Consider the following 15,210-nt stretch of genomic DNA (forward strand, 5'->3'; position numbering starts at 1 on the left):
AACAAGAAATCTGCATGAAAATCCCAACTCTTTTCGGCAAACGCAAATCTCCAGAGCCAGAGGCTCATTTCGATCCGGTCAAGCCGGACGCGCCATTCTGCGTGATCGGAGACGTGCATGGGCGCATTGATCTGCTCTCCACGCTTGTCGAGGCATTGCCGAAAGAGACCAGTATCATCTGTGTCGGAGACCTGATTGATCGTGGCGACCACAGCGCCCAGGTTCTGAAATATGTGATGAACCACGACCTGATCACACCGCTGATGGGCAATCACGAGCAACTCATGCTCAATTTCCTCAAGTCGCCCGACACCCAAGGACGGCGCTGGCTGCGCAATGGTGGTCTGCAGACCCTGGCCAGCTTTGGTATTGCGGGGGTCACTGAATCCTCGGGCGCAGAGACCTTTACGCGGGCGCGTGACGATCTGTATGATGCGATGGGCGATCAGATGGTCGCGTGGTTGGCAGGTCTGGAATGTGTGGCATGGTCCGGAAACGTGGCCGTGGTCCACGCAGGGGCCGACCCGAACATTCCGCTGGAACAGCATGACCCCGACACGTTCATCTGGGGCCATCCCGAGTTTCGCAAGACACCCCGCAAAGATGGCTTCTGGATCGTCCACGGCCACACGATTGTCGAAGCTCCAAAGATGCGGGACGGCCGCATTTCCATTGACACGGGGGCTTATGCCACCGGGCAATTGACTGCCGCAGTCTTTACGCTGGACGGGGTGGAATTCATTTCGACCTGATCCCGCAGGCAATCGGCTGATTGCGGCAATGTATACCACTGTATGCTGTTTACGACTCACTTGCTTTGGCCTATGGCAAGAGCAAATCAGGAAAGGCGTGACCCATGGCTGACAACACCACATCCGACATCATCTACACCAAGGTTGACGAAGCACCCGAGCTGGCCTCGGCGTCGTTTTTGCCGATCATCCAGAAATTCGCAAAGGCCGCTGGCGTGAGCGTCGGCACAAAGGATATTTCGCTTGCAGGTCGTATCATTGCAACCTTTCCCGAGGTTCTGACAGAAGCACAGCGTCAGCCAGATGATCTGGCAATCCTCGGCAGTCTTGTGAAGACACCCGAAGCAAACGTGATCAAGCTTCCCAATATCTCGGCCTCGGTGCCGCAGCTTGTGGCGGCGATCCGGGAACTGCAAAGTCAGGGCTACGCGCTTCCGGATTATCCCGAGACACCTGCGACAGACGCGGAAAAAGCCGTTCGCGCAAAGTACGACACGATCAAGGGCTCTGCGGTGAACCCTGTTCTGCGCGAAGGCAACTCTGACCGTCGCGCAGCGAAAGCTGTCAAATCCTACGCCCAGAACAACCCGCACCGCATGGGGGACTGGTCTGCCGACAGCAAGACGCGTGTGTCGTCCATGTCAGGTGGTGATTTCGTCTCGAACGAGAAATCCGCCACTCTGACTTCGGAAGCAACGGCAAAGATCGTTCTTGTGGGCAAAGACGGATCGGAAACAGTCCTGAAAGACGGTCTGGGCTACCCCGCCGGAACAGTTGTCGATGCCACCTTCATGTCGGCCAAGGCGCTTGATGCGTTTCTTGCGGATGAGATCGCCAAGACCAAGGAAGAAGGAACGCTCTTCTCGCTTCACCTCAAGGCCACGATGATGAAGGTGTCCGACCCGATCATTTTTGGCCACGCTGTCAAAGCTTTCCTTCAGCCGGTGTTCGACAAGTACGGCGATCAAATGGCTGCCGCTGGCGTCAATCCGAATTCGGGGCTTGGCGATCTGCTGACCCATGTCGAGGACATGCCAGAGGTCAAGGCCGAGATCGAAAAGGTCATGGCCGAGCGGGCACCGCTTTACATGGTGGACAGTGACAAGGGACTGACCAACCTTCATGTCCCGTCGGATGTGATCGTCGACGCCTCCATGCCGGCGCTGATCCGCGCGGGCGGAAAAGGCTGGGGTCCGGATGGCAAGGAACATGACGCCAACTGCGTGATCCCCGACAATTCCTATGCGCCCGTCTATGACGAGACGATTGCCTACTTCAAAGAAACCGGCAAGCTTGATCCGGCGACGGCAGGGACCGTTCAGAACATTGGCCTGATGGCGCAGAAGGCCGAAGAATACGGATCGCACCCGACCACGTTCGAAATCCCGCATGACGGAACAGTGCGCATGATCCTGTCGGATGGGACGGTTCTTCATGAGCACACTGTCGAGGCCGGAGACATCTGGCGCTCTGCCTCAACCCGCAAGGCACCAATCGAAGACTGGGTGCAACTTGCCATCGACCGTCAGAAAGCCGAAGGCTGCGAAGCGATCTTCTGGCTGGACGCGTCACGGGCGCACGATGCCGAGCTGCTCAAATACGTCACGCCCATTCTTGAGGCGAAAGGCGTTGCCGACACGTTCAAGATCATGACCCCGCGCGCGGCGACCCGCGCAAGCTTTGAGACGATCCGCGAAGGCAAGACCTCAATTGCGGTAACCGGCAACGTGCTGCGGGACTACCTGACGGACCTGTTCCCGATTCTGGAACTGGCCACATCGGCCAAGATGCTTTCCATCGTCAAACTGATGAATGGTGGCGGACTGTTTGAAACCGGTGCGGGCGGCTCTGCTCCGAAACATGTTCAGCAGTTGATGGAACAGAACCACCTGCGCTGGGACAGCCTTGGCGAGTTCTGCGCACTTGGCGAAAGCCTGCAGTTCCTTGCCGATGCCCGCAGCAATGAAAAGGCACGGGTTCTGGGCAAGGCAGTGGATGCTGCGACGCAGGGCATTCTGGACAACAACCATTCCCCGTCCCGCAAAGTGGGTGAGCCTGACAACCGGGACAGCCACTATTGGTTCGCGCGCTACTGGGCCGAAGCGTTGGCTGCACAGTCAGACGATGCCGAGCTGGCAGCACATTTCGCCCCGATTGCGAAAGACCTTGCGGACAAGGAAGATGCGATAGTGTCCGAACTGGCGGCGGCACAGGGCAGCGCTGCCGATCTTGGGGGTTACTACCACACTGACCCGGCCAAGACTTCAGATGTGATGCGGCCTTCAGCGACGCTGAACGCAATCATCGGCTGATCCCTCGACGCCGTCGCGTCGCATCAAACCCTATCACAGGCCGGGCACCATCGCCCGGCCTGTTTCGTTTGGGGCGCTCCTGACCCTTGATCGTTGGGAATGCCGCTCTGACAAAGGGGCGATTTGTCTGCAAAGACCCGCCATGCAGACGCAAATTCGCTTTTTATTCCTGACACATGCTTCACACAGAGTGACACGGCCAATCGCGTGGCGGTGTCTGCGCTGAAACAATGGGACGGTATTGCGAAGACACGTTTTCTTGATACGTCATAAGACACACATGAACCCGTGATCGCCGTCACGCGGTGGTGTCATTTCCAACGACGCGTCAGCTGCAAAACACCCAGTCTTTCCTGGGCCGCACCATCACTGTGCAACCATGCGCAAGGGGTGATCGCACCCGCGTCCCGTCAAGGCCACTTTTGCGAGAGCCACTGTGCGCGAGCTGTGAATTCAAAGCCATGCCAACCGAGCCTAACTTGATTGGTGTCGGACAGACAGCCCGGCAGCAAACAGACTTCCAACCGCGCCACACGGCGCTTTGACACACAAGAAAAAGGACCCAGACCATGAAAACCCTTATCACAGCAACTGCTCTCGTCCTCACCGCCTTTTCGGCATCCGCGATGGTCGACACATCCGAAATCCAGCAATACGCACCCAACGTGGACGTCACCACCCTGTCGGACGCACAGGTGAACAGCATCCTGTCGGTCATTCACTCGGGTGACAGCGCAGGCGAAAAGCGCGCGTTCATCCAGGCACTGGTCAAGTAAACCCAACCCTCACACAAAAGGACTGAAGAAAATGAAAACCCTTATCACAGCAACCGCTCTCGTCCTCACCGCCTTTTCGGCATCCGCGATGGTCGACACATCCGCCATCCAGCAATATGCACCGAACGTGGACGTCTCCACCCTGTCGGACGCACAGGTGAACACCATCCTGTCGGTTATCCACTCGGGTGACAGCGCAAGCGAAAAGCGCGCAACGGTCCAAGCACTGGTGAAGTGAACGATCAACGGCTTTTGACAGCCGCACACCAACCCCCGCGACGCCTCCTTTGACACGGGCGCGTCGCGGACGATGAACAGGCCGCCCATACCGGGCGGCCTTCAATGTCTTCCGAGAAGCAATCAGTGGGCCGTTTCACCTGAAAGTTCGACGGTGAAGAACCAGTCCTCTGCGGGGTCCTTCGACAGAACCTCGTCCGGAACAACTTCGGGCCCGGACAGAAAGACGTTCGATCCGAAATGATCGTGTAGCCGCGACAGTGTCTCAAGCCGTGGTCCGGTCAGATCAGAATAGAAACTGGCGTAGTTTTCAGTCGACCGAAGCGCATCAATCTTGGCGCGATGCGCGGCCACGGCGTTTTCGTGCGCAGTCTTGATCTCTGGGTCGGACATCAGCCGCGCCAGTTCATCCTTCATCATCGCGAGGCGGGGTTGGATCGAAAGCTCATCCTCAGCGTTGTTGTTCATCCGAAACCAGTAGGCGAGCCCCTGATCCCGGTCGACATGGTTCACCCGCCCCCTGTCACGCTTGACCAGAAAGCTTTCGGCGGAGCGCACCGCATAATGGTTGAGCTGCACCAGGTCATACCCATAGGTGTCCGTCGTCGACCGCCAGCCGTTGCGGTACATCTCTCGCGGAAGCGGCTGGCCAGACCCGTTGACCCAGTTGATTTCTTCCCACAATTGCGGGTTCAGTCCCTTGGGTCGGTGAACCCCCAGTTTCTTGAACAAACCGATATTCTGGAACAGGGTCTTGAAGCCCCACGCCTGATGCGGTTTGCGGGCAAATTCCGGTGCCGATCGCAGGAATTGTTCGGTGATCGGGCGATCCTCGTATTCATGCACATCGCCATTGCCAAACAACCGCCAGGTCATCGCAATCATGTTGGCGTCCGGCACGGCATCGAACAGCGCATCCAGTGTGCCGTCGCCCACCTTGATGTTCACGAACTCGTCCACGTCGATACAGGTGACCCAGGCCGCGTTCCTGATGACGGGTTCGTCCTCGGATGCCTGAAGGGCGGCATGTTGCGGTTTCAGACCCGAGTCCCGAAACGGGTTTTCACGGTGCTGCACATAGCCTTTCCGTTCGAGCATCTGAAGCATGGTATCGGTGCCATCGGTGCAATCGTTGGTATAGACGATGATATCGTCGAACCCGATGGCGCGATGGTAGGCGAGCCATTCAAGGATGAACGGACCCTCGTTCTTCATCGTCGTCACAATCGCCCGCCGGCCTTTGCCTTTAGGCAGATTATCCGGTTCCAGTTCAGGCATCCGGACAGGTTTGTGGCCCCAATGGTCTTGCGACATCTCAAGCAGTGGCGGGTGTTCGATCAACGACGTTTTCGGCACGATCTTGGATATCGACGGTGTCGGATGCCGCAGCGCCATGTAGCGATAGAACAACTGCGTTCTGGCCCGGTCGGGTGTGGCATTGCCGATCCGGATCATCCGCCAGATCGCAGCTTCGGGAGCCTTGGAGGGTGCGATGCACCAGCGTTGACGCCCACCCTTGGCATCGAACTGCACACAAATATGATCCGCAAACAGTGTCGGTTCGTCCTTGCGCACACGCCACGGATAACAGTGCCGCCCGAAAAGCGCGATCACCCCACCATCGGCCTCGACAGCGCTGTCGAATACATTCGGCGCATCGGGCGGAAGAAGGTCGTGTACCTCGAGATTGGCAACTGCGCGGGCCTGGGACAGGAACCGCAGGCGCAGAATTTCATAAAGCGACATTGCCCCAAGCGGGGCGCTCCATGGCGCGGGTGCGGGGATGGTCATCCGGTCTTTGCCCGGCGCTTCGGGCACGCAGAACGGATGAGCCTCTGCCGGGGTGTCGGGCTTGCCCAACGGCAACTCGCTGGTCAGGATCAGGACCGTACACTCCAGACCGCGCCGTTGGACCTGGACCGACATCTGAGATGCAAACGTCGGATCAGTCCCGGCCTTCGTGCGGTCGACGATGACGGCAGCTTGCAGCGACTGGTGATCGACATGGTGTTGCAGCCAGGTTGCAACTGTCTCAGCGTCTTCACCATTGCGGATGGCGGCAATGCAGTTCTTGCCTTCGAACGCTGCTGTCTCGATCTCGGCAGGTGAGAGGGTCACATCCTGTCCGGAAAGGTCGAACGAGATCGGTCCGTCATTCGGCATGGCGTAAGTGATGCAATGCGCCCCACCAACGCTGATGTCGTGAACTGCAATGGCCCCGCCTTTCGGCACCAAGGCCTGCGTGTCGGACCCGGCTGCGAAAAAAATGGTGACATGGCGATCAGCGCCGGTTTGATGCGCAACCGCATCAAGCACCCCGATCGCACCGAACTCCTGCCCCGACAAATGCCGACTGATCACGCGTTCCATGTTTTTACCTGCGGCCCCGCACCAAACCGGGACACCCGACTGTTACGGCTCATTTCTGCTCGTTTTGTTTGACTTTTCTAGCCGAAATGCTGTGACAACACCAACAAAGCCGGCCTTTCCGGTGCAAGCGACGTGCAAAAGGGACACAGGCGCGCGAAGCAGATCGACACCGCACCGCAGAAAACCGTGCCAAATGCTTTTGTTTGCGTATATCCTGACGTCAATCGACGCGTCAGACGTCAGAATATCGAGAAAGAGCAGTTGATGGCGATCCCAGACACGCTTGCCGCGCGGCTTATTGAAACCGTGAAGCAGAATGACCTATCCGGAGCTTTTGCAATGCTCGGGCGTCAGCGTTGGGTTGGAAAGCGCCGCAAACGCTCTGCCGCGCTTTTTGAAAAAACGCTGGGGACATACCTGCCGGATGTGGCCGAAGAGGATCTGGTAAATCCAAACGATTCATATTCAGAGACATTTTTCGAGACCCTTGGGTTTTCCTCGGTGGATTCGATCGACGTGTCCGATTTCGAAAACGCAACGATTATTCAAGACCTTGGTGGAAAGCTGCCCAAGAAGCTCGAACGCAAATTCGATGTGATTTATGATGGTGGGACTTGCGAGCATATTTTCGACCTGCCGACAGCCTATCGCAACATTCACAAGATGCTGAAACCCGGTGGGGTTCTGATCGGTCATTCGCCCTGCAACAACTGGATCAATCATTCTTTTTACCAGATCAATCCGGAAATGGTGTACGGTTTCTGGGAAAAGACCATGGAATATGCGGTGCTGCATTGCTCGCTACAGCCCTTGATGCCGATGTATGCCCACAAGGTGGTCACAACCACCAACCCAAACGAAACCGGTGTGCGTCCGCGTCTGTCTGGTGATCTTCCCGGTGGCGGCATCATCTTGAACTATGCCGTGCGCAAACCTTTGAAGGCGCAGTCATCAAATCCCAAGGTCTATCAATCAGACTATGTGAATCGCTGGCAGGAAGCGGCGGAATAAGCCGCACTGCACAAAATATAGACGAGGTATCAGGTATGAATCAGATTGCAGAAGATGGATGTATCCGTGCCGAAGGGATGCAATACCTGTCATTTTTCGAAGCGCTTCATCACGCGCTCGACCCCGAATGGTATCTTGAGATCGGAACACAGACCGGGGCGAGCCTTGCGTTCAGCCGGGCAAAATCCATCTCGGTCGATCCGGTGTATCGGCTTCGGCAAGAGGTCATAGGCGAAAAACCGGAATTCTACGCGTTTCAGGAAACGAGTGACGCATTTTTCCAGGCTGAAAGGCTGTCGCGGCTTGGTGCCAAGGTGGATTTGGCGTTTCTCGACGGGATGCACCTTTTTGAATACCTGCTGCGCGATTTCATCGGAACGGAGAAACACTGCACGAAGGACGGGATGATCGTGATGCACGATTGTCTTCCTTGGAACGCGCCAATGGCCTCGCGGACACGCGGACAGGCTGGTACGTCATCCTGGACAGGTGACGTCTGGAAGATGGTCCCCGTCTTGCAGAAATACCGCCCCGATCTGACAATCGAAATTGTGGACGCCGCGCCGACAGGTTTGGTCATCGTGACAGATCTGGATCACAAGAACCGCGTTCTCGAAAAGAACTACGATCAGATCCTTGAAGAGTATCTTGAAGTCGAATTGGAAGATTACGGCGTAGAGCGCTATTTTTCGTCGTTCGATATCATCCCGGCACACCAGAGCCGCTGGCTCACTGAATTCCCGCGCGAATTGGGCAAGGGCTGGGAAACCAATCCCGACATCTGCATCAAGATAGCGGCACCGTCACAAGCCAAGATGCGCAACTGGGGGGATTACCATTTCGCACGAGGCCTCGCGCGTGCCTTCAGCCACATGGGCCACCGGGTCACAATTGCATCGCAGGAAAACTGGAACCTCAACCAGACGCAAGGCGGCATCGACCTGGTCCTGCGCGGTCGGGCACAGGTTGCCCGCATTCCAGGGCGTCTCAACCTGTTCTGGTCGATCTCCAAGGGCATGCGAGACATGAACTATGATCAGGCCGATCACGTTTTCTGGGCCTCGCAGCCGCTGATGGACGACGCACTGACCGGACGTGGCAAGGGGATTTCAACGCTCTTGCCGCAGGCGTTCGATGGGAACCTGATGACACCCGGAAAAGCGAAAATCCGCGACGGTGTTGTTTTTGTCGGTCGCGCCCGCGAACCCGAGGGCCGCAAATCGGTCACCTATGCGGTTGACGCCGGTGAAGATATCCAACTTTGGGGGCCAGGTTGGCGAGACGGACCATATGACCGCTTTGTCGTCGCGGATGGTGTGGACAACGTGGACCTTCCGATGATCTACCAATCCGCCGAAATTGTGCTGAATGATCATACCGGCGTGATGCAAAGCCGCGGGCTTTTGTCGAACCGCGTTTTCGACGCTCTGGCTTGCGGTGCGATCCCGATCTCCGAGGATGTGGGCTGGATGCCCGACGACATTGCCGAATTTGTGTACACCTTCGACGACCAGAAAAGCTTTGACGCGGCCCTGAAAAAAGCACGTTCGGAAACAGCGACCAAGCGCAAGAAACGCGTGACGCTGGCCAAGAAGCTGGTGAAGCTACATTCCTTTGAGGCGCGGGCAGAGCAAATTCTGGATGTGGTTGCGCAGATCAACGCACAGCAGGCGATGGCGGCGGAGTAGGTCTCTGCTCTTCTAAAGAGCCGCCTTAAGCCCGTTTATCAGGTCGTCCATGTCCGGATCCATCTTGAGGGAGGCTGCCTTGCGCCTGTGCCAGTCGACAGCGCGTGCGTGCAGGTCTTTCAGGACCGGATCGGATTTCAGCTCTTTTGCGAGCTTCGCTGACTTCGTCTTGTAGCGATCAATCGACGTGTCCGTCTCGTCGTTCAGGTTGAACCGGTCCCAGTACTCCATCCCCAACACATGATGGGAATGGTTGGCGCGTCCGCGGGCGCGTTTCACCAGAAAGCTGTCCATGGATCGCAGGGCATAGTGATTGACCTGAGCGTGCGTGAACAGGGGCGGATTGTCGGTGCGCTGGCCGTTGATGATGTATTCCGCCCCACCCGGCAAAACACGCCTTGTGTCGGCGATGTGGTCGTCCAACGACACGGGGGCATGCAGGCCCATGCGCTGAAACTTGTGCTGGTTCGTGTATAGGGACTTGATGAATTTCCCGGTTTCCGGCCGATCCGTTGCGTCCCATTCAAGCTCGGCCTTGATGAATTGCTGGCTCACGGGTTTGTCTGAAAAGGTTTCGATCCCGTCCGGCCCAAAGACGCGCCACGGCACAGAGATCACATCGCTGTCGGCGCCTGACCCTTCGACCAGCGCCTGTACCGATCCATCCCCCATGTGAATGTTCAGATATTCGTCCACGTCGCAGACAAAGACCCACTTGGCGTCCATCACGATGTCATAACGGCGGCTTGCCTGTCGCAGGGCACTGCGGTGAATTCCGGCTTTGCGGACGATCGTGTTGTGCTGAGTGACCAGCCCCATCTCTTGCAGACGCAGCAGGATATCCACCGTTGGATCTGTGCAGTCATTTGTGCAGACCAGGATATGGTCAAACCCCAGCGTTTTGTAATGAGCGACCCAATCGAGGATATAAGGGCCCTCATTTTTCATGGTTGAGACAACTGTGTAGGTCTCGCTGCTCATCTTTGCCTCACACGGCGGTTCATTGGGCGACCGCCATTGTTTCGTTTTGAAAAAATGTAACGTGTTGTTCCCGTCCCGTGCAAGCCACATGGCAGCAAAGGCACGAATGGCGCAAAAACTGAGTCAGAATTCACGCAGGCTACACAAGTTGGTCGATTGCCCCTAGGATTTAGCAAACGACGCCGCCCGGACCATGCAACGAGGCGCGCGCGCATGAGGAAAAGCAGATGCCACGCACACGCGAGGTTGGAACGCTCTGGATCGGTGGCCCGCTCAGTTGGCTGGAACAGCTGTGCCTGAAATCCTTTGTCGACAAGGGTCAGAAGATCACGCTGTTCAGCTATGAAGACATTCCCAACGTGCCCGATGGCGTGATCCGCCGGGACGGTCGCGAGATCATAGATACAGACGATTTCATCAAGTACGAACAGAAGAACAGCTATGCGCTGTTCGCAGACTGGTTCCGCCTGCACATGATCCAGCAAAACCCCGGCATGATCTGGGTGGACACCGACGTCTATTGCCACCGCCCGATGGACTACGACACCGAATATGTCTTTGGCTATGAATTGCCCGGTGAGCATCGCGTGAACAACGCCGTTCTGGGATTGCCCGCCAACAGCGACGCGCTGCGCCAGATGATCGACTTTACCGATGACCGGTATTCCATCGCGCCTTTCCTGCCGAAAAAGCGGCAAGAAGAGATGCGCAGGAAGGCCGAAAAGGGCAAACCGGTTCACATTACCGAACAGCCCTGGGGCGTTTGGGGGCCGATGATGGTCACTCACTATGTGCATGCCCTTGGACTGGAAGACCATGTTCAACCGCTGAACGCGTTTTATCCGGTTACCTTCCGTGATCGCACAAAATTCATGCGCCGATCAGAGTTGGCTGATGGCCTGATCACCGGACAAACCACGGCCTTGCACCTTTGGGCATCAAACAAACGCCAGTTGGGCACCCTGCACGATGGCTTGCCGCCCAAGGAATCGTACCTCGAAAAGCTGGTGCAGGCGCATGGGATCACCCCTGCCCTGGCCCCAATCAAGGGACGGGGGCGCACCACGTTTGACGGTGCGCTGATTGATGAGTTGGACCTGGGCGACGTCAGCAGCGTGGCTGATATTGTCGGCACAGCGCGCAGCTTTGTCCTTGCTCTGCATCACAAGTTCGACTGTGACATTCAATTGGTGAACACCAACCGGCGCGCCAAGTTCAAAGACGACGACATGCCGTGGCTCTCCGATTACATCGCCTTCTTGACCGAGAACGAGGTTGACGCAGACCGGATCAAGATCATCCGATCCGAAGCCGACCTGCGGCCGGTGGACGTGTTGTGCAATCTGCAAGGCTTTGGCGATCAGTGGAAAACGCAGTTTCTTGAACCCTTCTTGCAGCGCTGTGTGCATTCCGACACCCGCATTTTCATGGATGTGCGGCGTGGATCAGGGGCGTTTCCGTTCTTGAAGGCGCACGGAACCAACACTTCGCTTTCAACGCGTGAGGAAGACGGCAAACCCGTGACCCGCATCCGCGTCACGCCCAATCCACCCGCCCCGGTGACGGATGAAAGCTGGGATGACATTGCCTTGCAATTGGCAGGTGAGAACGGCTGGTATCGACCGGGGACGAACGGACACAGCTTTCTCTATGTGCCGCGCGATCCTGACACCCTTGTCGTGACCTTTGACAACCTCGATATCGCGATGACCAAGCGCGAGGATCGCCGTCCGTGGGGCTATGGCTTTATCAGGGATCAGGGCTGGTCGATGCTGGGTGTTCTGGCGGGCGGCTGGACGTGGTATCGTGAACCGTGGGTCTATGACCAATTCGACGAGTTGAAGAAAAGCGGCTTCTTCAAACAATTCAAGCGCGTAGTGTTTTACGGCGCCTCGATGGGGGGCTACGCGGCCTGCGCGTTTTCACCAGCGGCACCGGGATGCGACGTGGTCGCGATCTCTCCGCAATCCACGGTCGATAAAGCAGTGGTCCCGTGGGAGACCCGGTACAAAGTTGTCTGGGATCGGGATTTCAGCGGCGCATATGGCGATGCTTCCGAAGTCTGCAAAGCGGCCAACCGCGTGTCGATCCTGTATGATCCGTACGAACCTCTGGATGCTCAACACGCGGCGCGGTTCACGGGCAAGAACGTCCAACACCTGCGCGCGCCCTTGCTGGGTCACCGCCTGGGAAGTTCGCTGAACCAGATGGGAATCTTAAGTCCAATCATTCTAGGCGCGCTGAACGGAACGCTGAGCAGCGAGGACTATTACCAGATGCTTCGCACACGCCGAACCTTTCCAAGATATCAACGAGAGCTGTTCAATCGCGCCGTGGAAAAGGGCCATACCGCCCTTGCACGCGCACTTGGCGAACACATCCTCAAACAGAACCCCAACCGGGCCGTGCGCATGGGGATGAAGGCGCTGGGCTAACGACACCGGGGGCTATATTTGGCCCACCAGACGCGTTGACCCAACGCCCACTTTGCGCATTCAGCCAACCTTCATTTTCTTGAGCGACTTTTCCAGGTGGCGTCGCACAACGTGTCGATAGCGCGAGTCCTGCCCAACATTCTGGAACAGGTTCGAAAGCTCTGAGAAAGTATCTTCGTCGAAGTCCTGCGCGGCGTAATTCCGTATTGCGTGGTCAATCACCTGCTCATATGTGTCGAAGGTATTCTCGGGGGCAAACATGTCTTGCCCGATGCTGGACGCGGCTGATCTGGTCGCCTTTTCATCGCAGTCGAACAGAACCCATTCCAGTCCGGACGCCAGATCATCGGTGTCAAATGCGCGGGCGGTGTAGCCATTGACCTTGTGATGCACAAAATCCTGCAAGCCGCTGGTCTTGAAGCACACCACCGGCGTGCCATTGCGAATTGAATCCGAGGCGATCACCGACAGGGATTCCTGTAGTGACGGCACCAGACAGACATCCGCCGCCTTGTAGATCATGGATTTCTGGGCTTCATCGGTGATGAATCCAAGTGGTACAACCTTGAACGGCAAATCGAGGTCAGCAAGCGCGTTCTTGTCCACGCTGCCCAACACCGCCACGCTGATATCACGCCGGTTGCCATTCGCGACCGCCAGTTTTGCAAGCGCCTGCGCGGCCTGAGCAAATCCTTTGCGCTTGTTCGACGCTCTGTGTACCGCCAGCAGGATCACCTTGGTTTCTGGAGCGATGCCCAGTTCTTCCCGGCACAAGTGCCTTTGCGGCGCACGCGGAGCAGGTATCGGATTGTTCACCGTGTAGATGGCATGCTCTTGTGTGAGAGGAGAGTCACGCAGCATCTTGGACATCCAGTTCGAAATACCACAGAACACGATATCGGGCCGTCTGCGGAACACCATTTTCCGGAGCGTGTAAGACGCCGCAACCTTCGGGCTTTCGCGCCTGTCAACGACCGACGGGCAGTCCGTGCACCCCAGCTTGTAGCGATCGCAGGTGAGGGCGCTAAAGAACTCTTTCTGCTGATCCGGGAGTTGAGCAACAGCACCCTCTTCAAGTTTGAACAGACAACCGCCCGTATGCAGCCAGTTGTCCCGCGCGATCCAGACAATCGGAAACCTGAGGTTCAGAAGATCGGCGATGCTCAGGATACTGCGGTCTATGGCACCGAGGATGATGCAATCGGGATTGTAGCGCTCGACATCCTCGACAACTCGCTCTGAAATGCTGGTGCTGCCAATGGAAATCCAGGTTGGAAGGTGAACGCCCTTGATCGGTTGATCGCTCGATTCCGTGCCGACAACCGGGTAGTCCTCAAGCGAGAACGTGCGGATATCGTACCCGCGGTCCCTGAACATGTCGCGCAGTCGGGAGGATGACGCAGCAGCCCCTGCACCCCGCTTGATATCAAAACTCGTTCCGATCATCGCGATGCGCAACGGTTTTTCCGAAGGTGAGGGTTTTTCATTCAGATTGGACAGACACCGCCGCACGTTCGAACCGGCAATCATGCGCGCCTTCTGAAATGGAGTCTTCACAGGCTGTGGCTTTGGCTTGTTCGGCAGAAACGAGTCGATCCAGGCGACAGGCTCGAAAGACGTCTCGCTCAGGATTTCGGCCGCATCCGAAAGCTGGCGTCGCAAGATATGGTTTTCGTTCGCCAGAAGCGTCGCACTGTGGGTTTTCGTCAAGGCACGCGCAGCGTCTGAATTTCCATAAAAGAACGTGTCCGTCTCTGTTGCGATGGTACATTTGTCAGTAGACACCGCAATATCACAGGCCTGCTTGTGATTGCTTTCGACAAACAGAATATCATCTCGTGTCGAATAGACGCTGGACTTGAAGGGCGCATGCGCCTTCAGGCGCCGACGCTCTTCGGCAGAGGGCAGGTCCAGCATGATCAAATCTTTATACTGCACGCCATTCGCCTCGAGCCATTCAACCGTTGGCGCACGGTATTTCTCAAGACGGGACGTCACGATGGCGCTGATCCGCTTTTGCGGAATAAACAATGGTCGCGCGTTCAGCACGAAATCAAGATATAGCGGCCCATCATCGTTTTCCTGCGCCGTGGGATCCTGACACAGTACGCCATCCATATCGAAGCAGGCACTTTCTGCGATGATATGGTTTCGGTAATTCCATTGAAAGATGCGCGGCTGCGGAACACGTTCCAGAACAACATGTTTGGGTGCGTTCTTTGTCCGGTCCGGCAGACCGAAAATCGCACAGAACGTGACGTCGAATTCGGTCTCCAACGCGCCAAGCCGCCGCTGCACGCGACGAAATTCCGCCCCGGTGTTGACCGAGTCATCAACGATGAGAACCTTTTGAAGCTCAGGCAGGCTGCCATCGGTGTGAAGCCGTCGCCCCTTGCGGCGGGACTGCATGAACAGGAAGGAATCGATATCAAGACAGGTTACGTTCTTGATGGTCGCAATCATCGTCGCGGGCACGATGCCCGATTTCGGAATGCCGACAACATAGTCAACATTCGGCAACATCCCGACATTTTCCGAGATGATCCGCGACATGTCTGCGTATGAACGATAGCTGAGCGTCATGTGCCAATCCAATTCAGTAGGGCCAAGTGGCAAAGATCGCCACACAAATTACGGTTTCGATTCAA

10 protein-coding genes are annotated in these 15,210 nt (G+C 56.8%); 7 read left to right on the plus strand and 3 right to left on the minus strand.

Translation table 11 applies throughout. The features are described 5' to 3' along the window. Positions 1–14: 14 nt before the first annotated feature. The 4 genes from ACTIEN_RS15815 (at position 15) to ACTIEN_RS15830 (ending at position 4,078) form a co-directional block, all read left to right on the plus strand. Entirely contained in the window at positions 15–752 is a 738-nt protein-coding gene (locus ACTIEN_RS15815) for a metallophosphoesterase (protein WP_439524114.1), read from the plus strand. 104 nt (positions 753–856) lie between these two features. Beyond that, positions 857–3,064: an NADP-dependent isocitrate dehydrogenase gene (locus tag ACTIEN_RS15820; RefSeq protein WP_439524115.1), complete on the plus strand. Its 2,208-nt coding sequence runs from the start codon at positions 857–859 to the stop codon at positions 3,062–3,064. A gap of 569 nt (positions 3,065–3,633) precedes the next feature. After that, entirely contained in the window at positions 3,634–3,840 is a 207-nt protein-coding gene (locus ACTIEN_RS15825) for a hypothetical protein (RefSeq protein ID WP_439524116.1), read from the plus strand. A gap of 31 nt (positions 3,841–3,871) precedes the next feature. Beyond that, the gene (locus ACTIEN_RS15830) at positions 3,872–4,078 is read left to right on the plus strand and encodes a hypothetical protein (protein ID WP_439524117.1); all 207 of its coding nucleotides are present in this window, start codon (positions 3,872–3,874) and stop codon (positions 4,076–4,078) included. A 122-nt stretch (positions 4,079–4,200) separates the two neighbouring features. On the opposite strand, the gene ACTIEN_RS15835 is transcribed toward ACTIEN_RS15830, so the two are convergent. Beyond that, positions 4,201–6,447, minus strand: a complete 2,247-nt coding sequence (locus ACTIEN_RS15835; protein WP_439524118.1) for a glycosyltransferase family 2 protein — start codon at positions 6,445–6,447, stop codon at positions 4,201–4,203. Positions 6,448–6,711: 264 nt separating this feature from the next. Between ACTIEN_RS15835 and ACTIEN_RS15840 the strand changes: the two genes are divergently transcribed. Together ACTIEN_RS15840 and ACTIEN_RS15845 are read left to right on the plus strand one after the other, a co-directional pair. Beyond that, positions 6,712–7,458: a class I SAM-dependent methyltransferase gene (locus ACTIEN_RS15840; RefSeq protein ID WP_439524119.1), complete on the plus strand. Its 747-nt coding sequence runs from the start codon at positions 6,712–6,714 to the stop codon at positions 7,456–7,458. A gap of 35 nt (positions 7,459–7,493) precedes the next feature. After that, the gene (locus tag ACTIEN_RS15845; protein ID WP_439524120.1) at positions 7,494–9,146 is read left to right on the plus strand and encodes a glycosyltransferase family protein; all 1,653 of its coding nucleotides are present in this window, start codon (positions 7,494–7,496) and stop codon (positions 9,144–9,146) included. Between the two features lie 12 nt (positions 9,147–9,158). Here ACTIEN_RS15845 and ACTIEN_RS15850 read toward each other — a convergent pair whose 3' ends face one another. Then, complete coding sequence (locus tag ACTIEN_RS15850) at positions 9,159–10,127, minus strand: glycosyltransferase family 2 protein (RefSeq protein WP_439524121.1); 969 nt, start codon at positions 10,125–10,127, stop codon at positions 9,159–9,161. A gap of 227 nt (positions 10,128–10,354) precedes the next feature. Here ACTIEN_RS15850 and ACTIEN_RS15855 point away from each other — a divergent pair, with 227 nt between their 5' ends. Next, positions 10,355–12,562 carry a hypothetical protein gene (locus ACTIEN_RS15855; RefSeq protein ID WP_439524122.1) on the plus strand — a complete coding sequence of 736 codons (2,208 nt, stop codon included), beginning with the start codon at positions 10,355–10,357 and terminating at the stop codon, positions 12,560–12,562. Positions 12,563–12,622: 60 nt separating this feature from the next. On the opposite strand, the gene ACTIEN_RS15860 is transcribed toward ACTIEN_RS15855, so the two are convergent. Further along, positions 12,623–15,145: a glycosyltransferase gene (locus ACTIEN_RS15860; RefSeq protein WP_439524123.1), complete on the minus strand. Its 2,523-nt coding sequence runs from the start codon at positions 15,143–15,145 to the stop codon at positions 12,623–12,625. Positions 15,146–15,210: the final 65 nt, after the last annotated feature.

Origin of the sequence: Marivita sp., from assembly GCF_051859345.1 — a bacterium.
Lineage (GTDB): Bacteria > Pseudomonadota > Alphaproteobacteria > Rhodobacterales > Rhodobacteraceae > Marivita.

Excerpts from the sequence above, each read along its gene's own strand:
- ACTIEN_RS15815 (WP_439524114.1), top strand. The coding sequence starts at position 15 with ATGAAAATCCCAACTCTTTTCGGCAAACGCAAATCTCCAGAGCCAGAG.
- ACTIEN_RS15820 (WP_439524115.1), top strand. The coding sequence starts at position 857 with ATGGCTGACAACACCACATCCGACATCATCTACACCAAGGTTGACGAA.
- ACTIEN_RS15845 (WP_439524120.1), top strand. The coding sequence starts at position 7,494 with ATGAATCAGATTGCAGAAGATGGATGTATCCGTGCCGAAGGGATGCAA.
- ACTIEN_RS15835 (WP_439524118.1), bottom strand. The coding sequence starts at position 6,447 with ATGGAACGCGTGATCAGTCGGCATTTGTCGGGGCAGGAGTTCGGTGCG.
- ACTIEN_RS15850 (WP_439524121.1), bottom strand. The coding sequence starts at position 10,127 with ATGAGCAGCGAGACCTACACAGTTGTCTCAACCATGAAAAATGAGGGC.
- ACTIEN_RS15830 (WP_439524117.1), top strand. The coding sequence starts at position 3,872 with ATGAAAACCCTTATCACAGCAACCGCTCTCGTCCTCACCGCCTTTTCG.
- ACTIEN_RS15855 (WP_439524122.1), top strand. The coding sequence starts at position 10,355 with ATGCCACGCACACGCGAGGTTGGAACGCTCTGGATCGGTGGCCCGCTC.
- ACTIEN_RS15840 (WP_439524119.1), top strand. The coding sequence starts at position 6,712 with ATGGCGATCCCAGACACGCTTGCCGCGCGGCTTATTGAAACCGTGAAG.
- ACTIEN_RS15860 (WP_439524123.1), bottom strand. The coding sequence starts at position 15,145 with ATGACGCTCAGCTATCGTTCATACGCAGACATGTCGCGGATCATCTCG.
- ACTIEN_RS15825 (WP_439524116.1), top strand. The coding sequence starts at position 3,634 with ATGAAAACCCTTATCACAGCAACTGCTCTCGTCCTCACCGCCTTTTCG.